Genomic DNA, 23,815 nt, shown 5'->3' with positions numbered 1-23,815 from the left:
TACAAGGAGGAATTAGCATGTCTGGCGTATATGGAGGCGGCGTCAATACGGTAGGTTTCATCCTTGTCCTTTTCATTCTTCTGGTAATCATCGTTAGAGGAGTCTGGTTCTAAGGACTAGGCACTGAAGCCAATAAAGAAGGGGCAGCCCGTAAGGTCTTAATGACCAAGGGGGCTGCCCCTTCTTCATGATTAATCAGCTCCACGCAAACTCACGCAAGGCATGCGCAACGCCATCCTCGGCGTTCGAACGTCCAACAACATCGGCTGCTTCTTTTACGCCATCAGGTGAATTGCCCATTGCTATTCCGCATCCGGCGAATTCCAGCATTGAGATATCGTTAAAGTAATTGCCGATAGCCAGTATCCGGTTCCGGTCAATGCCCTGGCTGAGCGCAAACTGCTGCAGCGCTCTGCCCTTGCTTGCTTCCGGGTGATGCACATCGATAAAGAAATCTCCGCTGCGAATTGTGAGGAGCGACGGCGGCCATTTCTCCCAATCCTCCTGCACATGGTCCATCAATTCCTTGTCGCCAAATACCGTAAACTTCACAAGACCTTCCGGTATTGTCGCTCCGCGCCCCAAGATAGAAGGAGCGGCATGGAACTTGCTGTACATATCGGTCAGCTCAGGCGTAAGCGATTCAACCATCATTTCAAAGGCTGTATTGACATCAAAATGAACTCCATTCGTCCGGCAATAAGCAACAAACGGCTCAAGCTGCTGCGGTGCAATCTCATATTGATGAATGATTTTTCTCGTATCCGAGTCAACGGTTGCCCCGCCGTTATGCGTAATAATCGTACCGCTTAACCCTAACTCCTCCAGAACGGGGAACACGCTGACAGGAGCGCGGCCCGTACACAATACAATGCCCGCTCCGCGATCCGCCGCTTCCCGCACGGCCTCGCGTGTCTTGCTTGTCAATTGATGATCATCCGTGAGCAACGTGCCATCTACATCAAGTGCAATCAGATCATACTGCAATGCCATTTCCCCACTCCTATCCTATCTTCTATTTGTCTATTCCGCATTCCGGTGAGCGCGCAAAAGCGCAACTTCCTCATCCGTTAATTCGCGGTAGGTTCCTTCCTCCAAATCGGCATCCAGCTCAAGCGGCCCCATCGATACCCTCTTCAGGTATACGACCTTTTTGCCAACCGCTTCGAACATTCTTTTGACCTGATGGAACTTCCCTTCCATTATCGTAAGCGATATGAACGAATTTACGCCACCCTCGCCGCTATCCTTTTTCAATATCTTTAAATGAGCAGGCATCGTTACATAACCGTCATCCAGGGTAACGCCGGCCTTGAACAACTCCTGATCCTCTTCGCCGACATCGCCTTGCACAACCGCTTCATAGGTCTTAGGCACATGCTTGCGCGGTGACAGCAGCTCATGCGCGAGCTGTCCGTCATTGGTTAAGAGCAAGAGACCTACCGTATCCTTGTCCAATCTTCCGACAGGGAAAGGTTCCATCAGCTGATCCTCAGGTTCAAGCAAATCTATAACCGTCCGTTCACGACGGTCTTCGGTGGCAGAGATAACGCCCGGAGGCTTGTTCATCATCAAATAAATGACTTCCCGGTACAAGACCCGCTCTCCGTCGAAAGCCACCTCATCCAGCTCGGGATCAACCAGGAGTCCGCTGTCCTTCGCCACTTTACCGGCTACCGTTACTTTACCCTGTTTCACCAATTTCTTGATTTCGCTGCGGGTACCATACCCTGTATGCGAGAGCAGTTTATCCAGCCGCATTTTTTTGCCCAACTTACATCCACCTCCAGCCGGCCGGCAGCTCATTCTTCAGCATGCCGTCCCCCGAATATTTGCCCCACCCGATCGGATAACCGTCCGTACATACCAGAACATATCCTTTCAAAGGCTTTGCTGCGTCTTCTTCATGACCAAATCTAATCTGGTCTTCATGAACGAATATCGTTTCACCCTTCAAATAACGGATGACATTCGGATCCTCAGACCCAAAGTTCAGCGAGCGCACAGCTTCCGATTGCCTAAGTCCCATGGCCAGCGCCTGCGAAGGTTCAAATTTATTCCGCCCTGCTTCGCCCACATACCAGCCCGCTCGCACGACTCGCAAACCGTCTAATGATGGCAGCGAGTCCGGCTGCAAATAAACACGCGAACCAAAGCATTGAACCTGGCCCGTACAAGCGAAAGCTTGCGACAGCTCACGCTCTGCAAAAGCGTTCCACAGCTCGGCCGGATCACTGGTCTCCGCTTGCCCTCTTCCGGAATGCCGGCCTGCATCCGCAGCTTTATTCAGCTTCCCGCTGTCTTTGCCTCCGCGAGGACCCCGCTTCTCGGCTGCCCGCAAAGTTGCACCGGCATTGCCCTTTACTTTCTTTTTTCTACCGTTCTCCTCATCTGTCGTGACTGCCGCTTCAATAATAGTCAGCTCTTCAACGGAAGCAGAGCCTGTCCGGGTCAGTACGGCTGCATAATGCCCTTCTCCCTCAATATGATGCGGCCACAGTCTTACCGTGCCGCCAAGGGACGCCGATTGCTCCGCAGAAAGCTCTTGACCCGCTTCTCCGGCCCAGTCGGGACGCCCCGGCTTCCAGCCGTATGGATGAGGTACCGGCAGTACTTTGAAGTCCGGATACTCGGCAAGCAGTTCTGCCATTTGCACTTCATTCTCTTCCGGCGAGAAGGTACAAGTCGAATACACAAGTATGCCGCCTGGAGCGAGCATAGCTGCCGCATCACGTAAAATATGCCGCTGCATCGCGGAACAGCGTTCAATGGAATGCTTTTCCCATTCCGCAATCATCGATTCATCCTTGCGGAACATGCCCTCACCCGAACATGGCGCATCCACAAGGATCCGGTCGAACCATTCGCGGAACACCGGTGCAAGCGCCGATGGTTCTTCGTTCAGCACAACAGCGTTGCGTACACCTGCGAGCTCAATGTTTTTGGCAAGCGCCTTCGTCCGTTCTCTGGCGTTATCATTGCTCACCAGCACGCCGATGCCCTGCAGCTTGGCTGCAATCTGGGTCGACTTGCCGCCCGGCGCAGCACATAAATCCAGCACACGATGGCCTGGACGGACATCGAGCAGCTCAACCGGAGCCATCGCGCTAGGCTCTTGTATATAATAAAGGCCGGCATGATAATGAGGATGCTTGCCCGGACGTGCGCCTTCTTCATAATAGAAGCCGTCAGGCGCCCACGGAATCGGACGTACCGATTCTCCCATCGGCGACAGGCTCCTCCAATCCTCGGCATCAAGCTTCAGACGGTTTATCCGTATGCCGTAAACGCGCGGATCCTCGTAGGAGGACATAAACCGGTCAAATTCTTCCCCAAGCAGCGATTTCATTTTTGTTGTAAAAGCAATCGGCAAATAGCCGGACATCTGGTCATCCCCTTGCAAGCAGCTAATATACGTTAGAAATATAACATCGAGTATACTCCAATGCTTCTATAATTCAAAGAACAATCAACATTTTCGTCGCCCGGCTCAATCATCGGACATTTGTGATCAATATGTGAAATTAATCACAACCCCTTGTCAATTTCGGAAATCCGGCATATGATAAGAGCAACAAGAGATTGTGAATTAAATCACATAACGAATTGATGCAAGCTCTCATCCGCATCTCCATTGAGCCAAAAGGAAGCCGGCATACAGGTTGCAATCCCCTATCATGGCGGCCTTCCATTTTACGCACAGTAGTATGTGAATTATTTCACAGGAAATTTAAGGAGGAATTTATTATGAAGATCGCTGTTATTGGTTGCACACATGCAGGTACCGCCGCTGTTACCCAGATGGCTAAGCTTTATCCCGAGGCGCAAATTACGGTGTATGAGCGCAATGACAACGTATCGTTCCTCTCGTGCGGCATTGCTCTTCATGTCGGCGGAGTTGTACAGGACGTGAAGAAGCTGTTCTACGCATCGCCTCAGCAGCTCATGGACATGGGAGTTCGGATGAAGATTCGCCATGATGTACTGGAAGTGCATACGGAAGCGAAAACCATTCTGGCACGTAATCTTGATACCAACGAAGAACAACTCGACCATTACGACAAGCTTGTCGTGACAACCGGCTCGTGGCCGATTATTCCGAAGCTGAAAGGAATGGAGCTTGAGAACATCGTCTTATGCAAAAACTACAATCATGCCCAGACTATTATCGAAAAAGCGAAGCAAGCAAGCCGCATCACCGTTATTGGCGCAGGTTATATCGGCATCGAACTTGTTGAAGCCTTCGAGCAGCTTGGCAAGCAAGTGACTCTTATAGATAATATGGACCGGATCCTGTTCAAATATTTGGACCGTGAATTTACGGATGCGACCGAGCAGGAGCTGCAAAAACGCGGCATCGAGCTTAAGCTGGCTCAGACGGTAACCAGCTTCCGCGGTGAAGAAGGCCGTGTCGCCAAAGTCGTCACAACTGCCGGAGAATACGATACGGATCTGGTTGTATTATGCATCGGCTTCCGCCCCAATACGGATCTGTTAAGAGGCCAAATCGAGATGCTCCCTAACGGCGCCATTATTGTAGATGAGTATATGCGCACCAGCAACCCTGATGTATTCGCTGCCGGCGACAGCTGCGCTGTCTTTTACAACCCGACTCATAAGCATGCCTACATTCCGCTCGCAACAAACGCGGTCCGGATGGGCACGCTGGTCGCCCGCAACCTGATGGAACCAACAGTCCGTTATATGGGTACGCAAGGCACATCGGGTATCAAAATATACGATTACAATATCGCATCGACCGGCTTAACCGAACTGGCCGCTCTTGATGCCGGATTAGACGTGAAGACCGTCACGGTTGAAGACAACGACCGCCCTGAATTTATGCCGACTTATGAGAAAGTGCTCCTCAAGGTCGTCTATGAGACGGACACCGGCCGGATCGTCGGCGCCCAGGTGATGTCGAAGGATGATCTAACCCAAGCGATTAATACGATGTCGGTCTGCATTCAGAACGGCATGACGATGAGCGAACTCACCTTTGTCGACTTCTTCTTCCAGCCGCACTACAACAAACCTTGGAACCTGCTTAATCAGGCAGGGCTGCAAGCCATTTGATACAAAAAAAGCGGAAGCTCTTATTACGGAGCTTCCGCTTTTTCATTTATTATCCCACAACTTGAATGCCATCCCACTCCATTGATCCAATCAAGCAAAATGCAAACGTACCGTAGCCAATGCCCAAGGACCGACGGGAACCCGAACGGAACCGCCCGGCTCCACTTGCAGCTCTTCGCCGTCATATTCGAGGAGATCCGCAAGCCATGCCCTTTGAATCCGTCTTCCGGGGAAGGATAGGGATGCATGCTGCTCCCGTCCGGAAATTTCCTGCACGCGGACGATGATACCATCTTTATTTCTTGCCCCTTTGATCGTCGTCACGGCAACTTGCGAAGGCTCTATGACGGCCATCGTCCCTCCGCCGTCCGACAGGTACGGCGCCCGCTCCTTGCGCTGCTCTTGGAAGCTCATTCTCTGTCCGTACAAGCCGAGTCTCCTGGCATGGCCGAAACGGTAGGACTCGTCCAGCTTAAGCTCATCCGAACTCGTCAACGAATAGGCAAATCGAATCAGCCCTCCCTGGGACGGCTTGTAATTCGATTTCCAATAATTATTCAGCACGTAAGAGTACACTTTGCTGCCAGACAGCTTAAGTTCTTTCGGCCAACGTCCTTTAACCACATCATTCACCGTGAAGAGCGGAATATCCGGCGAAGCGATCGTCACGGCGGCTTCAGCGCCATGCACGAGCACAGCTGTCTGCAACGGCAGCCATTCCTTGCAGGCGCCGGGCAGCTGATCCCGGCCCCAGTTCACCCAGCCGAGCTGCGAATCCGACAGCACGGAAGCTTTCGCAAGCTTGAACGGAAACGCGATATACACCGCTTCCGTTGCGATTGTTTCCTGTTTCGCGTATTGATAGCGAATGTCCAGCCGCTTGGACTTGCGGAAGAGCTCCAATTCGATTGTCAGTTCCCCCAACGGAACAAGGCCTGATAGTGATACCCATGCCGATGTGACGTTCTCCTCGCAGCGAACGTTTTTCAGCTCGAAGTCGCCGAGCAGCTCGGCTCCATGATCCGATTTGTCCGCATGATTGCCAAGCAGCTTCGTGCCTTCGCCGCCGCGCGCGTAGAGAAAAGCGCCAAATCCATGCGGATCGTCCGACTCCACCAGCTCTACCCCCGTCTCCAGATCGATCCAGGATAGGATGCGGCCGCGCTCGGTATCGATTGCCACGCGATAGTGAGGACTTTCCAGCACAATCGGCGAGCCGCTGTCTATTTCGACTTGTTCCGACAACATCCGAGCAGGAGCCGGCTGAAGGATATATCGCCGATAGCTCATGCCCGGCAATTCGTCCACCCAAAGCCTCACGACCGCCTGAGAGTTAGTTTCGCGCAGAAGGCGCAAAGACAGCGGCTGCCCTGACAACGGATCGACAACCTGTTCCCCTCTTGCGATTTCCACGGTTACTTCCGAGCTTAACGGCCAGCTGTGCGGATTGTAGACCACCACTTCGCGGCCGTTATTATTCCACCGCAAACTATGCCTGGTCGCAGCCGCAAGAAGAAGGCGCTCACCCCAGCCCTCTGCCGATTCCGCCATCTGTTTCTTCACCTTCCACTGATCTTGCTGCAGCACGGCTTGCGGTTCCGAGCCCGCCAGGAACGCGCCCCAAGTGTGCTCATCGTACAAAAGCACTTCTCGCCAGGCGGCATTGTAATGCTGCAATGGGTAAGCCGCTCCCTCGCCATGAATGACGGCCAGCGAGTCCAGCTTCTCGGCTGCGGGCAGCATCGCTTGCGCACGGCGAACCATGATCGATTCGGCTATACTGGAGCCCACGCCGTCTTCCCAATAGGCGCCTTGGTCGCCTTTGACCGTTCTAAACGTGTCGCCGAAGTTCGTTTCGACATAACGGAAGAAGGCGCTCACGTCGCAAGGGATCAGTTTTGGATAGGCATACGTGTCGTTCCACTCCTTGATGAAGCCGATCGGATACGGATCGATATCCGTATTGTCCGCGTCCTGACCGTACAGCATGACGGCATCGGGCGCGTACTGCTCATGCTCGAACTCGTCCAGCCATACCTGCAGCCCTTTGGCGGCCGTCTCTTTCGTTGCCGGAGACCCGCATACCTTTTTGAGTTCACAGTACATTTTGGCCAGCCAAACGAGCACGCATCCCCCGTTCACGCCTTCCCAATAAAACGGGTTCAGGTGATGCAAATTGCCGTTTAATCGGAAGGGCCCTCGGTCTTGGTTATTGGCATGCACCAGATAGCGCACGCCCATCCCTTCCAGAACAGCAGGAAGCGAGCCGCTCGCTGATGCCACGTCGACGATGGCCGCGTGATCGGCGCGTTGTCCCAGCCCCCTCAAATAATTGTCGCTGAATTCGCCGTTACGGATTAAATCCTCAAGCGAAGCAAATTGCGTAAGCAGATCGGTGTAGTTGCTGGGCACACCGATTTCGCCTCGCCGGACAGCGTCCTTCAGTGCGGCTTGCCTGTTTTCATCGCGATAGGCGGCAAATTCTTCGAGCGCCCAGGACGAATCCAGCACGTACGTAAACGGCGGGTATCCCCATCGTTTGCTCGTTTCGCGTTCCGCCTGCACAAGCTCGATCGTTTTATCCAGATTGCGGCATAACCGCTCAGCCACTTCCCATTGCCGATGGGTATAACCGATATCGGTATGGACGTGGGGCGTCGTATAGACCTGCCATTTACGCCTGCGCTTGAATTGCCCGTTCTCTTCGATCGGAACGACGCCTGCGCTTCCGGACAGACGGTACGACACAGGGCCTTCACCATCCTCGATCTCGAAGGAAAACGCGGCGTGACCGAACTGACAGGCGGCGGGGCGAAGGGGAATTCGGATCTCGCGGCCATTCACTCCGGAGACCGCGAATTCAAGCGGTTCGCCCGCATACGAACGCCCGAATTCGAGATACGCATCAACCCGTTCGAGCAACTTCTCGCCCTCCTGCCGGTACAGGATAGACGGCTTCACGCGATGCCGGACAATGGTCTGATCCGGCAGGGCGGACAGCGCCTCGAAGTCCATCCAATCGTAGTAGAAGCCTGCGGCATCCGCCATTCTGTCCAACCGCAGAACGGCTTGCGGATTGTGAACATGCACGATTGGATCGTCGTCACGCGCCTCCACGGTCAACTCGTTCCACCCGATCTGCATCCCTTCTGCGGGAATGATCATTTCCATGGTGCCTTTCGCGAAAATGGTTGTGTGCAGCGAATGCTTGGGCTTCATGATGCCGTCAGCCGACGGAGCAGGGTGCAAAAACCCCTTTCCCTCCACGCCGTTAACATTAACGGCAACGTACGGAGTTCGCGGCGTGGTGATAATATAATGGATCGATAGCCGGAATGCTGGAGCCCTAAGCTCCTCCAGCAAAAAACGGACGGTGTATGGATGCGGCTTGTAACCGCCGTCCGGATCGGCGTTGCTGACATGGAACAATGGCCACGGTTCGGCATCCATTGGCTTGCCGTTCTCACCGATTGTCCATACCCGCCTGGTGACAGTATCCGGATCGCGGTAATTGTCATGAAAGCCGCGCAGGTCGCTGTTCGGTTCGCCGACTTGCCATATCAATGGTCCCTTATTCATCACGTGCTTCTCATCCTTTCGCAGACTACCATTCGATCATATTTACTTCGGCGACCGGAACGGCTTGATCCTTCGGAACCCGAAGCGTCTTGATCTCGCAAGGCCCAAAAGTTGTCTTGATGGAGCGCCCCCACTGCGGCAGCGTAATCGTGGCGTCCGTCGCCGACTTCGAGGTTTCGTACAACCGGATGATCAGATCGTCGCCGTCTTCGCTGTTTTTCATAGCGCCTACAATGACATTGTCCTTGTCGATCGACAGGAACGAATGGATTTGAGGCAATGTCCCGTTGTGATAAGTCTCGATAATCGAAACCGGACGCTGAATGAGCTCCTGCGCTCTCTTGACCGTGCCAGCCTCCTCCCAGTTACCTTCATGCGGCATAATCCGGTAGTTGAAAGTCTGGATGCCTTGGTCAATAAACGTATAGTGGCCGTTTGCTTCCGGAACTATCGGGTCGTGATGCGCGTAAATCGCGCTGCGAAGCACCGTAATCGCCAGCTCCTTATTCATGATGCTGTAGCTGTACTTCGCGTCGTTCATAATGCTGCATCCGTACAGCACGCCTTTGTCACGCGCGATGCCGCCGTAATCAACCCAGGATTGACCCGGCTCTTCCTCACCGTTGTGCTCGCGTTCTTTGAAGCCGTACGGAATTTCATAGGTTTGGCGTGTGAAGACGAAATTCATCGGAAACACCAACTTCAGCATTTTAAACTGCTCGCGCCAATCGACGGTAACTTTCACATCAATATAGTCAAGCTCCCGGTACATCGTGAAATCCTGGACCAGCTTGGAGCTGCCGTAAGCGGAAATGACGCGGATGACCGATTTGACCGGACCGTGCTCGACTCGCTTCACGCTGGTCGCCTTGAATTCGCCGATCGTTTTATGGAAATGGAACACGTTGTGGCTCCAAGTATCGCTCTTGTCTTCGATCACGACCGGCCTTGCCGCTCCGCCATTCTCGGGACGAAACACTTCAAAGCCGAGCTTCTTGTCGTTCAAGCTGCTGACGAAGCCGGTCTCGGGATCAAACTCGATGCGAAAGCGTTCGTTCTCCATGGCATAATCGTTGCCCTTGATCGGTTGGATTTGAAGCCGCGCTTCCGTGACTTCCGTGCGAAGCTTATATACCCTATAGCCCATCGGCGGCAAATCGGCGATAAAGCTCAGACGGTAACGGTTGTTTGCCGTCGCAAGCGATTGCACGCTCTGGAACGCAACCTGCGTGCCGGCTTCATCCACCAAAATCGTGCCGTCCTTCACGCTGCCGCCCATTTCAAGCTCGATAGACGCCGAATACGCCCAGGAATGGGGATTAAACACGACGATCGGCTTCATTCCCTGTTCTTCCTCGATGCCGATGTTCCAGGAGAGCGATTGGATCGCGTAATTCAAATTTCGGTCCGCGATGGCAATTGCTTCGCCATATAAATTGCGCGCGTCCTCGTAGGCCGGCTCAATCGAAGTACCGGCCAGAATATCGTGGAACTGGTTGAACAACACGCCTTTCCACGCGGTAATGAAATCCTTCGGATAAGGCTGATTGGCAGCCCGCTCCGCTATAGCCGAGAATTTTTCCGCAGCGATCAGCATATTCTCGGATTTGCGGTTATATTTCTTGATTTCGGAATGAACCGCGTAACAGCCGCTTGCGTGATGCTGGAGATCGTCATGAACCACCGGATACTGCGCGTCTTTGTTCTCGATTGCCTCGAAGAAGCGGTTGGGCGTGCTGAATACGAGCTCGGGAAGAGCCGGATCCTCGTTCATCCGTCGAATGCTGGAGATGTTCTCCTTTGTCGGGCCGCCCCCGTGGTTGCCGACGCCGTAGAAGCACATCAATTCGTCCACGGGCTCGCGCAGTTCCGCGGCGCAGCGCGCGACATGTTGATCCAGCTCCTTGCCCCACGTGCAGTATTCGAACATGATACGGAAGGTCAACACCTGCGAACCGTCATCAGATTCCCATTGGAACAGACGCCCGGGAAGTCCCTTCTCGTTTGGCATCGGACGCATCATGACATAATAGTCCATGCCGGATTTCTTCAAAATTTGCGGCATCATGCCGAAATGGCCAAAGCTGTCCACATTGTAGCCGACTTTTGCGATAACCCCGAATTTTTCCTTGAAAAAGCGCTGCGCGTACAAGCCTTGGCGGACAAAAGATTCGCCGCTTGGCAGGTTGCAGTCCGGCTGAATCCACCATCCGCCGACGATCTCCCAGCGGCCTTCCTTGATGCGCTCGCGAATTTCTTCGAACATGGCCGGATCATTCTTCTCTACCCACTCGTAATAAACAGCTGAGCTGGACGTAAACAGGAAATCGTCGTTCTCCTTCATCCGGTCAAGCGCCGAACGAAACGTTGCTTTCACTTCCTGAAAGCCCTCCTGCCATTGCCAGAGCCATACCGGATCCAGATGCGCGTTGCCGATCATATGAAGCTTCTTTCTCGTAGACATATCATAATCTCCTTCAGTTGGAGTCTAGTGCTGAACCAACGATTCGTTTTGCAGACAGCGGTGAACAACAGCGTACCCTGCAATTGAAATGAACCTAAAGCAAGAAGTCCCCTGCCCGATCCTTGCTGCCGAGGAAATTCGAAATCTTATCGAGAACGGTGGCTTCTACCGCGGCCAGACCTGAGCTCAGCTCCTCCGGCGCAAGCGCCTTGAGCTCCGCGTTGGTCATCCGCTCTTTCCGTCCGAGCGCGTCAAGCAAAGAAAGTTCGAGATCCGTGGCAATGTTGACCTTGCTGATCCCGCCTTTTGGCAATTGCACCGCCTTCTTGATCATCCAGGCCGGAACGCCTGAACCCCCATGTAGCACGAGATGCACGGGCGTCAGCTCGCGGATGGCCTCCAGACGGGCAAAATCGATCTTCGGTTCCTTCACCATGTAGACCCCATGCGCGGTTCCGACGGAAACCGCCAGCGAATCCACGTCTGTTTCTTCCACAAAACGCTTCGCTTCCTGAGGATCCGTATATAGTTCCTCGTCATTGTCCGTTTCGATAAAATCCGTCGTGCCGATCATGCCAAGCTCCGCTTCTACGGAAACGCCATGCGCATGCGCGAAAACAGCCGCGTCCTTCGAAATACGAATGTTTTCGTCAAGCGGCTTCTCGGAAGCATCGATCATAACGGACGTAAACCCCGCTTCAACCGCTTCCTGAATGACCGAAAACGTCTTCGTATGATCGAGATGAAGAACGGCAGGAACCGTAATTCCCTCCGTTTTCATTTGAGCGTAGAATTCACCCGCGAATTCCTTCGGAGTAATGCGGTAGCGTTCAAGCTCTTTCTGCGAAATCTGGCATATAAAAGGCGACTGCGCTTTCTGCGCGGCGCGCAGCACCGCTTTAATGACCGGCGTATAACGCGGCGAGAAAGAACCGATCGCGTACATTCCTTTCTCTGCCATTTCGGACGCCTGTTTCAAGGTAACAACGTTTTGAGGCTTGCTGGTTATACTCAAGCGGAATCACTCCTAGCTGAAAGTTTCAAAGATTAGCAACCTATCCTATGAACGCACGCCTCTAATCAACCTTTTGTTCCCGACGAAATGTTCATGCCTTCAATGAAGTAGCGTTGGAAGAAGAAGAAAAGCAGGATAACAGGCGCCAATGCAATCAACGAAGCAGCCATCAGGTAATTCCACTGTGTCAACTCGGCGCTGCGGAATGCCGTAAGCCCGATTTGAATGTTGAACATGGATTCCTTGTTCACGTAAAGCAGCGGACCGAGAAAATCGTTCCAAGCCCCTTGGAATGTCATTATGGCGATGACAATGACGGCCGGCTTCGCAAGCGGCACCATAATCCTGGACCAGATATAGAAGTGGTTCGCCCCGTCGATTTTGGCCGCTTCTATTAAATCGTTCGGAATGCCCAAGTAGAACTGGCGAAGCATGAAGATTTGAAAGGCGCTGCCGAAAAAGCCCGGAATCGTAAGCGGCAAATAGGTTCCTACCCAATGTAATTTGGAGAACAAAATATATTGAGGAATAAGCGTGCAAAAACCCGGGATCATCATCGTGGCAAGCATCAAGGAAAACAGAAAATTTTTCCCGGGAAATTTGATTTTGGCGAATCCGTACGCAATAAACGTGTTGGATAGGACATGAGCAAACACGCCCACGCAGGACAGAAAGAGCGTATTCAAGGCATAGCGGCTCAATCGGCCGCTCACCCAAGCATGCTCGTAGTTGCTCCAAATGATGGCATGCGGATATTTCGTCGGCGGAAAGCTCATGATCTCTTGCATGGATTTAAGCGATGTGGAAAGCATCCACCAGAATGGCGCCAGACTAATGATGCCCAATCCGATCAGGACGATGGCAATGACGATATTCGCGATTCTTTTCCGCGCTCGTCGGCTGCGATAATAACTTCTGGAAGATGACGTTGCGGGCATTCTCATCGATTATCTCCTCCTTCGTAGTGAACCCACAGCTTCGACAAGGCCATGTTAATCAAGGTCAAGACAATAACGACGATAAAGAGGAACCAGGCCATTGCCGTCGCATAGCCCATTTGGAAGGATTGAAAAGCCTTCAAGAACATATGAAGGTTGAAGAACAGGAGCGAATTCATCGGCGAGCCCGGCGTCGACTGATCCTGCACCATGACATAACCTTCCTGGAAAATTTGGAACGCGCCGATCAGATTGGTCACCAGCTCGAAGAAGATAACGGGCGTAATCATCGGCACCGTGACATGCCAGAAACGGCGTATCGGGCTTGCGCCGTCAAGCTCAGCCGCCTCGTACAGGTGCTCCGGAACGCCTTGAAGCGCGGCGAGATACAGCAGCATGCCGCCTCCTGCTCCCCACAGCTTCATTAGAATAACCGCAGGCTTCGTCCAATTCGGATCGGTCATCCACGCAGGTCCGTCGATTCCGACCCAGCCCAAAGCCATATTGACAAGTCCCGTGCTGGGATTCAAAAGCATCATCCACAAATAAAAAACAGCGACGCCCGCAAGGACGGAAGGCAAATAGAAAACGGTTCGGAAGATCCGCATACCGGGTATTTTCTGATTCATCGTGACGGCCAGGAGCAAAGCCGCGAAGGTCGTTAACGGAACGTTAAACAGCACGTAGTACAACGTATTGTGAAGCGATTTCCAGAACAAAGAATCATGAGTAAACATGTTTCGGTAGTTGCGGATCCCCACCCAATCCATCTGTGAGGTAATGTCGTAGTTCGTGAAGCTCGCATACAAAGAGAAAAGCAGCGGACCAAACGTAAACACCAGAAATCCAACGATCCAAGGCAAAACAAATACATAACCCCACAATGCGTCTTTGCGTTCCAGCGACAACCGGCTCCTCTTGATGTTCCTTTTTGTATTGGACAAGTCAATCACCTTCCTCTTTACAATGCTTTCAAGCCGTTACGCGGAGGCAGTTCGTTCGCTTAAAGAAAGGAAGAGCGGCTGATAACCAACCACTCCCCCTGAACTTTCGGCTATTCGTATTAGCCTCCGTTTTGAGCAATCAGATCGGATATGTCTTTTTGTGCTTGGTCAAGCCCTTCTTGAGGGGTGACTTTCTTTTGCAAAATGGCGTCTACCTGGGGATCGAGCATTTTAAACAAATCCGCGGCAGCCGCCGGACGCGGGTAAACGCGGGTGTTCGTCAAATTGTCGACCGACGCTTTGTAGATCGGATCCTTGATCAATTCCGGATCGTTGGAAGCCTGCACGTTTGCCACATTATCGTAATTCATTTTCGCCCAGTAGGTTTGAGCCGCGGTATCAGTCAGGTACTTAATAAACTCCCATGATTCGGCAGGGTGCTTGGCTCCGGCCGGAATCTCGACCACAAAGCCGCCGCCGGCACTCCAATGGCCTGCGCCCGGCTTCGTTTCGGGAATCGGCGCGATGCCTACGTCCATGCCTTTGCCGAAATCGCGAATTTGCGTTGCGAAGGTGACGGCGTCCGGCCAAATCGCCACTTTGCCCGCAATAAACGGATTTGCTTCTTTGCTGCCGAAAGCCGCTTTAAATTCATCAATGGTCTTCTGACCGAGGCGGTCGGTATAGCGCTGCACGTAATTGAATCCTTCGATTTTATTCGGCGTGCTGATGTTCGCTTTGCCGTTGTCATCCAACCAGCCATTTCCGCCGTCGAAATTGACCGCGATGCTCTTTGCATCGAATCCAGCGAATTGAGGCGCGTAGCCTATTTGCGTGTACTTGCCTTTCGCGTCTTTCTTATCGAGCTTCATTGCGACTTGCTCCAGTTCGTCCCACGTAGCCGGGAACTTATCCGGATCGAGTCCAGCTTCCTTGAAAGCGGTTTTATTATAGAACATCATGCGCGTATCCGTCGTGAATGGCAGTGCGTACGGATCATCCTTGTAGAGCACCGTGTTCCAGAGGTCCTCCCGGAAACGGTCCTTTACATCCGGATCCTTAGCAAGGAATTCAGCCAAATTCGTGTTTTGCTTCTTCGCCGCGCGTAGTCCGGCCTCTTCGATGCTGTTCACGATGACGTCCGGGGGATTGCCGGCCGCCGTTTGCGCAAGCGCTTTCGTCCAAATGTCTCCGTAAGGATAGTAAGAGTGCTTAACCTCGATTTTGCCTTCATGCGCTTTGTTAAAATCGTCAATGATTTTCTCGATTAGCGGCCGGCGCGTTTCCGATCCCCAGAATGTCCAGAAATCCAGAACGACCTTTTCTTTTGGGGCATTGTTGTCTTCAGGTGCATGCGAAGCGGCAGCGTTTTTGTCGCCGTTGTTTCCGCACCCGGTCAAGAGCACACCGGTCGTCAAAGTTAAAACAAGTGATGCAATTGCAGCTTTGTTCACTTTCTTCATCCCATAGACCTCCCTTTTGTCAAAACCAGAACCAATCCCACGATCACACCTTTAATATAAGCGCTTACATGTGGGATTTTATGTTGCTGAGTCATTTATAAATCTAATCAGTCAAAATGTCAACATCTTTTGTGGTATTTATTGATTTGTTTGAGTGTTTTCTAGGGATTGACTCCCATTAAAATTTTCTAAGTAACAAACACCAATAACCGTCGAATTCATGGCTTCGACGGTTCTGCATGTTTCCTATTTTGTTAGTCAACCTATCAAGAATTTTCGATCATTTTTTAATTGGACATACGATAATTTGAACGCCGTGCTGCTCGATTTCGTGCATGACCGCCATGTCGGCAAGCTCGCTGGTGATGAGGACATCTATCTCTTGGAAGGCGGAAAACGATACAAAGCCGTTCTTGAGGAACTTGCTGTGATCGGCGACGACGATAACTTTCTGGGCGGCCGATATCATGGCTCGTTTCACTTGTGCCTCATAGAGATCGGAGCTCATAAATCCTCTACGCATAGAAATGCCCGACGTGCCGAGAATCGCGTAATGGGCGTCATACTTTCGCAGTTCGTCTTCGGCTTGCGGTCCGACCAGACACATCGATTTACGGATCAGCTTGCCACCGATCAAAAAAATGCTTCGTTCCTCATTCGCGCTGCATTCCTCAGCTATGTTTATGCCATTCGTCACAATCGTCAGATCGGGGACCTGTTTGAGATGCCGGGCTACGCACCAGGTGGTGGAACCGGAGTCCAGTATAATATTCGAACTTTCTTTAATGAGACTCGCGGCCGCTTTGGCAATTGCGTCCTTCTCTTCGTAATACTGAAATTTGCGCTGATTCACGGGCGGCACAATCGACATCGTTTGCTGCAATTCCTCGGCCAAGACCGCGCCGCCGTAATTTTTTTCTAGAAAGCCTTCCTGTTCTAACTGCAAGAGATCTCGGCGGATCGTCTCTTCCGATACGTTAAAGTGCTTGGCGAGATCGACTACTTTCACGCTTCGCTCCTCCAGCAGCATCTCCTTGATTACATTTCTGCGCTGCGATGCTATCATAGCCTACCCCCTCTTTATAATCAGCTTTTTTCTCTCTTCTGCGGTGTGAACCGTTTTTAACAACGTACACCTTACAGGCATCAGAATAAATATACAAGTTCTTTGTTAAATTTTCATCCTTTTCAGCCCCTGCTCTCGGGAATATCGCCGGATGAAAAAATTGTGGCATTTTGTGAACAGTACACTTATTATATCGATCGAAAACCACAAAGGTCAACATCCTGCAAGACGAATCGATTCTCCGACTAGCAAGAAGATATCTGTAGGGTTTAAAAAAGATGACTCCTGTACAATGCAGGAATCATCTTTTGCGTGCAGCGTAACTCTTGCTTTTCAATATGTCCTTGACTAAGGAGCCTGTTCAAATAGAGCCTCCGCTTTATTATTTATTCCTCTACAAACTGAATCCCTTCCGGAGACAAGACCGTAATACGGGCCAGCGAATCTACCCGGTATCCGGCTTCCTTCAGCTTGTCTGCCCCGCTTTGGAACGACTTCTCAATGACAATGCCGATCCCGGCTACACTTGCTCCTGCCGCTTCAACAATTCTCGCCATCCCAAAGGCTGCTTCACCGTATGCAAGGAAATCATCAATAATGAGCACCCGCTCCCCTTCCGATAAAAACTTGCGTGAAATCGCAACCTCGCTTTTCACCTGCTTCGTGAAGGAGTAGACCTCTTCGACATACAAGTCGTCGCGAAGGGTAAGCGACTTCTGCTTGCGGGCAAATACAAGCGGTACCTGAAGCGCAAGTGCCGTCATTACCGCGGGTGCAATTCCCGAGGATTCAAGCGTTAATACTTTCGTTACGCCTTCCCCTTCGTAGGCGGCCGCAAAACAATGCCCGATATCCAGCATCAATTGCGGATCTACCTGATGATTTAGGAAGGAATCCACCTTGAGCACCGTTTCGCTCAATACGATACCTTCATTCCGAATTTTGTCCTGTAAAGCTTTCATCTTTCCCGTCAGCCTCCTGCCCATGTACTTACTTCTCTTTTATATTGAGACTACCCGGAAAAGGGCAAGTTCGCAAGCCTTTCTAGTGAGCCGCAGCTGCTGAAGCCGGTGCTTCTTTCGCAGAACGAAGCAGATAAGCCGTAAGCATGATTACCATGAATCCAACAAGATACGCCAGCAGAATACCCGTATTGCTCCAGTACATCTCCCAATTGCTTGTTGAGATGACGCTCTTCATGCCGCGAAGCACATAAGTCATCGGCAGACATTGGCCAACCGCCTGAATCCACTGCGGAGCCAGCTCCATCGGGAAGGTGCCGCCGCTGCTTGCCAGCTGGGTAACGACCAGAGCAATCCCGACAAGCTTGCCAAGCGTCCCGAAAATAGAGACGAGCATAAGAATAAGCGTAGTGAACATGCAGGCTGTAAGCAAGGTAAACAGGAAGAACTTCGGCACGCTTTGCACTTCAAGCCCAATCGCATAGAGAACAATAAGGTCAAGCACAATGGTCTGCAGCAGGGCAACGACATAAAAGACGCCAATTCTGCCCCAGAACTTTTGCCAAGCCGACCGGACCTGTCCTTCCTGGAAATGAATAATGTTTGAAGCCATCAAAGAACCAACCAGCAGTCCCAACGCCAGAAAATAAGGCGCAGATCCTGTGGCATATGTCTTCACCGTATTTAATTCCTGCTGCTCCAGCTGAACCGGCTGGGCATACCTATTAAGCTCTGCATCGCTGGCTTTTATACCTGCCGTCGATTGCGCCGCATCCGACAGCTTATTGGTCAGCTGCTGGGAACCGTCGACCAGGCGGATGACTCCGCCAAGCAGCTCTTTCGAACCGTTATTCAGCTTCTCCGCTCCTACGGCAAGCCGGGTTATCCCGTCCTGCAGCTTACCGACGCCTTCACTATAGCTGTGCAATCCATCTTCCAGCTTGCTGCTGCCTTCTGCCAGGTTGCTGCTTCCGTTATAGACTTCCGTCAGGCTGCCAGCTATTGACGATTGTCCTGCGGCCAGCTTCGCTCCCGCTTGCTGAATGGCAGCGGCAGGCTGCTGGAGCTCCTTCATGGACGTGCTAACCTTCGCCGTATCCTCGGCAAGCTCCTTGCTGCTGCTTGCGATCGCGGCAAAAGCCGGATCCTCCTTCAGCTCCGGATGCTGATCGAGATAAGCGTTGAGCTGAGAGGCCAGCTTTTCAGCGGATCCGTTCACTCCTGAAGCAGCCTTAGAAGCAGTATCCGCAGATATCTTCCATTCCGCCGCATTCTTCTGCAAGGCACTAGCTCCTTTGGCCAAATCTGCCCCTGTCTCTTTTAATGTCCCGAGGTTCTCCGTTAACGCGGCAGACCCTTCTGCCAAACCTTCAGACCCGCTGCCGAGATACTTCAACCCCTGCTGCAGCGTAAGGCTGCTGTCGTTTAGCCTGCCGGCACCACTGGCTAATACTGCAATCGCCTGATTCAGCTTGCTTGCGCCGTCCTGAGCCGATTCCGTCCCTGCCGTTAACTTCTCCGCGCCATTACTGGCATTTGTGAAGCCATCGGCCATTTGCTGCATTTTGCCGTAAACCGTTTGCGTGTAGCTTTTTACGATATTTTGACTCACCTTATTGGTTAATTCCTTCAGCACATTGCTTCCGATCTGACCCGATACGTAATTATTACCCGGATTGGTCATGTAGGTCAGATCTGCGGGCTGCGGGTCGTCTTCCGTCAACGTTGCTGCGCTTTGCGAGAAATCGTCCGGGATGACAATCGTTAAATAATAATCGCCGTCATACAAGCCTTTCTCCGCTTGTTCCCGCTCCACAAAATGATAATCCAGCGTATGGGTACTCTTCATATTGTCCACCATATCTTGACCCAGATGAAGCGATTTGCCGCCGGATACAACCCCTTTATCCTCATTCACGATCGCTACCGGCAGCTTGTCCAAATGACCGTATGGATCCCAATAACCGGCCAGGAACATGCCCGTGTACAGCAGCGGAATAAACAGCAGTACGATCGAACCGATCCGCAAAGTTTTATGGTTAGCCATCAGTTTCAGGTTATACCAGAACAAATTCCCTTTCATTCAACATACACTCCCAAATAAATTAATTGTATGATACAAGTAATAACCATTGTATTATACAAGTTTATTGCCGGAATGCAAATAGATGCTCTCTCGTCCAGCAATACTTACCAAGCTTGCTTGCATTATGCAAGTACGAACGGTAAGCTAACGGTAATAACTCGAGAACAGGAATGAGAATACGGATATGAACATGGATAGCGACAACAAACATAATAGGGAGAATTCACCCTTCAGCGTGCTGGAAAGCCAGATATCGCTCTTTGTGCGCCGCGCCGAGGCGGTCAGGCTTTCCAATATTATGGGCAAAGAGATGGACCGCTCCTCCTATCTGATTCTGCAGTTTCTTGAGAAGGCGGGAGCAGCCGGAATCAAGACAATCTCCACCACGTTTCAATTGGACATCTCAACGGTGAGCAGACAAATCGCGGCGTTAGAGGCAAAAGGACTTATCTCCCGGCTGACCGATCCGAATGATGCGCGGATCAGCCTGCTGCAATTAACCGAGGAAGCCCCCGCTCTGCTTGCTGAGGTACGTGCATCAAGAGAGGCTTTCTTCAAGGAGCTTTTGACGGATTGGGACGAGGAAGAAGTGCGGATCTTCGGAAATCTGCTGCTTAAATTTAATCAAACAGCCGAACAGCGGATCCGGTCTAGAAGCTAAAGAGGAGGTCGTCCAAACGGACAACCTCCTCTTGTCTTTCCTTTACAGTTCCAGCATGAACTGAATCGTACGATCGGACACTTCCGGAATATGCTCATGGCCGTAATCCGGATAAATATCTGCTGTTTTGGGCGAGGTGATGTTGTTATACGCTGCAAATTGCGTGGACGGCGGACATATCGTGTCCGCCAGGCCGACGCTCATCAGCACTTCCCCTTTAATCCGGTTCGTCAAATGCTGAAGATCGATATAACCAAGCTTTTCGAAAATTTGTTCCTCCTGCTCATGCCTTGGATCAAAATGACGGAAGTAGGTTTTAAGCTCCGCATAAGCATCCTTCGCCAAATCCATTTCCCATACCCGCTTGTAATCGCTAAGGAACGGGTAGACTGGCGCAAGCCTGCGAACACGCGGCTCAAGAGACGCACAAGCAAGCGTCAAAGCCCCGCCTTGAGAGCCGCCCATTGCCCCAACCCGGTCCGCGTCAACTTCCGGCATATTCATCGCAATGCCCGCCAGCTGTGCGGTATCCAGGAAGATATGGCGCATAAGCAGATTATCCGGATGGTCGTTCAGCCCGCGGACGATATGCCCGTTCAGCGTTGTACCTTTTACGCCGCCGGTATCCTCCGAGGATCCGCCTTGACCGCGGCAATCCATCGAGAAGACGGAAAAGCCAAGGGCTGCATAATTCAGCTTATCCGACCAGTCCCCTGCATGCCAGGAATAACCATGAAATTGAACAATAGCCGGATGCGGCTCTGGCGCATGTTTCGGACGGACATATTTGGCATGGATTCTTGCTCCGCGAACACCTGTGAAATACAAGTCGAAGCAGTCTGCAAACGGTACCTGAAAGCTGCTGGGAACAAGTTCAATTTGCGGGTCAACGGCACGCATCTCTTCAAGCGCGCGCTCCCAATAAGCGTCGAAATCCTCCGGACGCGGATTGCGTCCTTTGTAGCTGTACAGCTGTTCCAGCGGCATGTCAATTAGCGGCATAGATGGTTTCCCCTTCTGTTAACCCTGCCTGATCAGGGCTTATTTTCTAAGGAAGTTAAATTCCGGACGCTCCATCAGCTTCAGATTGCTCGTGATCAACTCGTTGCGCTGCTGCACACAGGCATAGCTGCGAAGCGGATCAGATGGCGTATGTACGACATAATCGATCAGCTTCTCTATAGTCGTGACCGCAACATGACAGCGCGTATCCGAGGAAGCGTAATAAATGAACACTTCACCATTATCTCTGGCGATCAGACCATTGGTGAAAACGACATTCGAAACATCACCAACCCGCTCTTCACCATCCGGCGCTATCAAATGACCTCCAGGCGCATAGATCACCTTGTTTGGCTCATTCAAATCCGTCATAAACGCATAGATCACATATCGCAGTCCTGCTGCTGTATTCCGAACGCCATGGGCAATATGCAGCCACCCTTTATCTGTTTTGATCGGCGCCGCACCTTGTCCGTTCTTTACTTCCTTGATGGTATGGTATATTTTCTCATCCACAATCGTTTCCATCTCAATAGTCGCATGCTCGATGCTTGTTGACAAGCCCCAACCGATTCCTCCGCCCGAGCCTGCGTCAATAAATCCGTCCTGCGGCCTTGTATAGAAGGCATATTTGCCGTCCACAAATTCAGGATGAAGGACAACATTTCGCTGCTGGGGTGAAGGGGTACGAAGATCGTCCAGCCGTTCCCATGTTCTCAGATCTCTGGTTCTTGCGATACCTGCGCTGGCTACGGCACTTGACGTATCGCCCTTCTTCGCTTCCGGATCCTTCCGTTCTGTACAGAACACCCCATAGATCCATCCGTCCTCATGCTTCGTCAGCCGCATATCGTAGACATTAATATCAGGATTATCCGTTTCCGGCATCACAATGGGATAATCCCAAAATGTAAAGCCCTCTATTCCGTTATCACCCTCCGCAACGGCGAAAAACGATTTGCGGTCATGCCCTTCCACACGGACAACGAGATAAAACTTTCCGTCCAGTTCAATAGCGCCCGGATTAAAAGCCGCATTCACGCCAATCCGCTCCATCAGATGCGGATTCGTCTCCGGATTAAGATCATACCGCCAATAAATCGGAGTATGTGCCGCAGTAAGAACCGGATTCTCATACCGGTCATAAATCCCGTTGCCGCTTGCTGCAATTACATTTGGTCTCTTCAGAAGCTCCTGATGCCCGGCATGAATGCTTTTTAATTTATTCATAAACGATGGATTATACATGATGTGCTCCCCCATGTTCCTTATTTGTTTGTTTATCCAGCTTTGCTAATCGTTCGAGTACTTGGAGGCCCATTCGTCCGTTATGGTACGGGCATTTCCACGGATCGACCTTCATCTGCTCATAGCTGGGCTCTCCCGCCTGATTCACCTTCCAGAACCATTCCCCGTTTGTTTTGTCCACAATGCAGCGGTCTATAAATTCCCACGTCCGGTAAGCGGCCTGCAAAAAATGCTCCTGACCCGACATCTGATACGCGTTCAGGAAACCAACCACAGCCTCCGCTTGCGGCCACCAGATCTTATCGGTATCCGTCCAGCCATGCGGATCAGCTTCGTTAACGACCGCGCCATCCGAATCCACGCCTTCTTCGTAAACGGCTTGCGCCATCGCAAGCGCGATTCTCTCCGTGCGGCGGAACAGCTCCTGATCGCCGAGCACCTCTGCCGCTTCCACCAGCAGCCAGCTGCCTTCAATGTCATGCCCGTATGAAATTTCATGCGATTTGGAATGCCACGCTTCATCAAAGAACAGCTTGAAATGATTTGACTCTGCATCAACGATATGGTCGAGCATCGTTTCAATCAATTCCTTCAGCTTGCCCGCCAGGCGTGCCGACGGCGATACGCGGAACAAATTCGAATAAGCCTCAAGCACATGCAGGTGCGTATTCATCGATTTTTTCTCATTCAGATCCGTATGACTGAGGCTCAGATCATCCGTAGCCTCCCAACTGCGGCTAAGCGCTTCAATATAACCTTTGTACTTCTCGTCATAGCTGTGCTGCTCAATCAGCCCAAATAATTGTTCCGCCTGCTGCAGTGCCAGTTCATCCGGACGCGCCTGTACATATTCAGCCAACGCATAGATCATAAAAGCCTGGCCGTATATCTGCTTCTTCGTCTGCACCGGCTCTCCGGCATAATCGAGCAGCCAATAGTAACCGCCGTTTTCCCGGTCTTGGAAATGCGAGATTATATACTCGTAAGCACGCTCTGCCATTTCCAAATAAGCAGGATCGTTGTACTTCCGGTAGGCAGCCGCATACGTCCACAAAATTCTGGCGTTTAACACCAGTGATTTCTCAGAAGCATCATTCACCTTCAGCTCATTCGTAATCCCGCCAACAAACCCGCCGTATCTCTCATCCCGCGTATGCTTCATCCAAAAGGATAGAATATTATCCTTTAACTCGCTTTCTATTTCCTGCTGCCAGCTCTTGATATCAGGCTGTTCCACGTTTCTCAATCTCCCGTCATCGAATTTAGGTAATTTATTAAGTTATCGATTAAGTTACAAACTCATTGTAAAAG

The 23,815-nt window shown here is 51.6% G+C and carries 18 protein-coding genes; 3 read left to right on the top strand and 15 right to left on the bottom strand.

Translation table 11 applies throughout. From position 1 onward, the window contains the following. Window positions 1–17 precede the first annotated feature (17 nt). Window positions 18–113 carry a dihydroorotate dehydrogenase gene (locus BM200_RS21930; protein ID WP_091188792.1) on the top strand — a complete coding sequence of 32 codons (96 nt, stop codon included), beginning with the start codon at window positions 18–20 and terminating at the stop codon, window positions 111–113. Window positions 114–195: 82 nt separating this feature from the next. Here BM200_RS21930 and BM200_RS21925 read toward each other — a convergent pair whose 3' ends face one another. The 3 genes from BM200_RS21925 to BM200_RS21915 are packed head-to-tail and all read right to left on the bottom strand — an operon-like array spanning window position 196 to window position 3,385. Continuing rightward, the gene (locus BM200_RS21925; RefSeq protein ID WP_175532967.1) at window positions 196–993 is read right to left on the bottom strand and encodes a Cof-type HAD-IIB family hydrolase; all 798 of its coding nucleotides are present in this window, start codon (window positions 991–993) and stop codon (window positions 196–198) included. A 30-nt stretch (window positions 994–1,023) separates the two neighbouring features. After that, window positions 1,024–1,773, bottom strand: a complete 750-nt coding sequence (locus BM200_RS21920; protein ID WP_091188791.1) for a pseudouridine synthase — start codon at window positions 1,771–1,773, stop codon at window positions 1,024–1,026. Between the two features lies 1 nt (window position 1,774). Beyond that, window positions 1,775–3,385: an RsmB/NOP family class I SAM-dependent RNA methyltransferase gene (locus BM200_RS21915; RefSeq protein ID WP_091188790.1), complete on the bottom strand. Its 1,611-nt coding sequence runs from the start codon at window positions 3,383–3,385 to the stop codon at window positions 1,775–1,777. A gap of 362 nt (window positions 3,386–3,747) precedes the next feature. On the opposite strand from BM200_RS21915, the gene BM200_RS21910 reads away from it, so the two are divergent. Beyond that, on the top strand, window positions 3,748–5,076 hold the full coding sequence (locus tag BM200_RS21910; protein WP_091188789.1) for an FAD-dependent oxidoreductase: 1,329 nt from the start codon (window positions 3,748–3,750) through the stop codon (window positions 5,074–5,076). Between the two features lie 90 nt (window positions 5,077–5,166). Here BM200_RS21910 and BM200_RS21905 read toward each other — a convergent pair whose 3' ends face one another. The 9 genes from BM200_RS21905 to BM200_RS21865 form a co-directional block, all read right to left on the bottom strand. After that, a complete protein-coding gene (locus tag BM200_RS21905; protein ID WP_091188788.1) occupies window positions 5,167–8,655 on the bottom strand; it encodes a glycoside hydrolase family 38 N-terminal domain-containing protein in 3,489 nt (1,162 codons plus the stop codon). Window positions 8,656–8,680: 25 nt separating this feature from the next. Continuing rightward, window positions 8,681–11,119, bottom strand: a complete 2,439-nt coding sequence (locus tag BM200_RS21900; RefSeq protein ID WP_091188787.1) for an alpha-mannosidase — start codon at window positions 11,117–11,119, stop codon at window positions 8,681–8,683. A gap of 94 nt (window positions 11,120–11,213) precedes the next feature. Then, window positions 11,214–12,134 (bottom strand): class II fructose-bisphosphate aldolase, encoded by a 921-nt coding sequence (locus tag BM200_RS21895; protein WP_217649582.1) that lies wholly within the window; start codon window positions 12,132–12,134, stop codon window positions 11,214–11,216. 65 nt (window positions 12,135–12,199) lie between these two features. Continuing rightward, window positions 12,200–13,078, bottom strand: a complete 879-nt coding sequence (locus BM200_RS21890; protein WP_217649581.1) for a carbohydrate ABC transporter permease — start codon at window positions 13,076–13,078, stop codon at window positions 12,200–12,202. Next, a complete protein-coding gene (locus tag BM200_RS21885) occupies window positions 13,075–14,025 on the bottom strand; it encodes a carbohydrate ABC transporter permease (RefSeq protein ID WP_425434597.1) in 951 nt (316 codons plus the stop codon). The genes BM200_RS21890 and BM200_RS21885 overlap by 4 nt, the downstream gene beginning before the upstream one ends. Window positions 14,026–14,135: 110 nt before the next feature. Continuing rightward, window positions 14,136–15,479, bottom strand: a complete 1,344-nt coding sequence (locus BM200_RS21880) for an ABC transporter substrate-binding protein (RefSeq protein ID WP_091188786.1) — start codon at window positions 15,477–15,479, stop codon at window positions 14,136–14,138. A gap of 280 nt (window positions 15,480–15,759) precedes the next feature. Further along, the gene (locus BM200_RS21875) at window positions 15,760–16,545 is read right to left on the bottom strand and encodes a DeoR/GlpR family DNA-binding transcription regulator (RefSeq protein ID WP_091188785.1); all 786 of its coding nucleotides are present in this window, start codon (window positions 16,543–16,545) and stop codon (window positions 15,760–15,762) included. 386 nt (window positions 16,546–16,931) lie between these two features. After that, window positions 16,932–17,507 (bottom strand): xanthine phosphoribosyltransferase, encoded by a 576-nt coding sequence (locus BM200_RS21870; protein ID WP_091188784.1) that lies wholly within the window; start codon window positions 17,505–17,507, stop codon window positions 16,932–16,934. Window positions 17,508–17,589: 82 nt separating this feature from the next. Further along, window positions 17,590–19,590, bottom strand: coding sequence for a YhgE/Pip domain-containing protein (locus tag BM200_RS21865; RefSeq protein WP_091188783.1), 2,001 nt, complete (start codon window positions 19,588–19,590; stop codon window positions 17,590–17,592). Window positions 19,591–19,777: 187 nt separating this feature from the next. Between BM200_RS21865 and BM200_RS21860 the strand changes: the two genes are divergently transcribed. Next, window positions 19,778–20,254 (top strand): MarR family winged helix-turn-helix transcriptional regulator, encoded by a 477-nt coding sequence (locus tag BM200_RS21860; protein WP_245773121.1) that lies wholly within the window; start codon window positions 19,778–19,780, stop codon window positions 20,252–20,254. 42 nt (window positions 20,255–20,296) lie between these two features. Here BM200_RS21860 and BM200_RS21855 read toward each other — a convergent pair whose 3' ends face one another. From BM200_RS21855 to BM200_RS21845, 3 genes are read right to left on the bottom strand one after another with little or no spacing between them, the layout of a single operon-like run. Further along, window positions 20,297–21,256 carry an acetylxylan esterase gene (locus BM200_RS21855; RefSeq protein ID WP_091188782.1) on the bottom strand — a complete coding sequence of 320 codons (960 nt, stop codon included), beginning with the start codon at window positions 21,254–21,256 and terminating at the stop codon, window positions 20,297–20,299. Window positions 21,257–21,295: 39 nt separating this feature from the next. Beyond that, complete coding sequence (locus tag BM200_RS21850) at window positions 21,296–22,504, bottom strand: glycoside hydrolase family 130 protein (protein ID WP_091188781.1); 1,209 nt, start codon at window positions 22,502–22,504, stop codon at window positions 21,296–21,298. After that, the gene (locus tag BM200_RS21845; protein ID WP_091188780.1) at window positions 22,497–23,741 is read right to left on the bottom strand and encodes an AGE family epimerase/isomerase; all 1,245 of its coding nucleotides are present in this window, start codon (window positions 23,739–23,741) and stop codon (window positions 22,497–22,499) included. Before BM200_RS21845 ends, BM200_RS21850 begins: the two co-directional genes overlap by 8 nt. Between the last annotated feature and the right edge of the window lie 74 nt (window positions 23,742–23,815).

The sequence above is a fragment of the Paenibacillus catalpae genome, from assembly GCF_900112695.1.
Lineage (GTDB): Bacteria > Bacillota > Bacilli > Paenibacillales > Paenibacillaceae > Pristimantibacillus > Pristimantibacillus catalpae.
The sequence above is the reverse complement of the archived record's forward strand: the minus strand, read 5'-3'. Positions and strand labels throughout refer to the sequence as shown.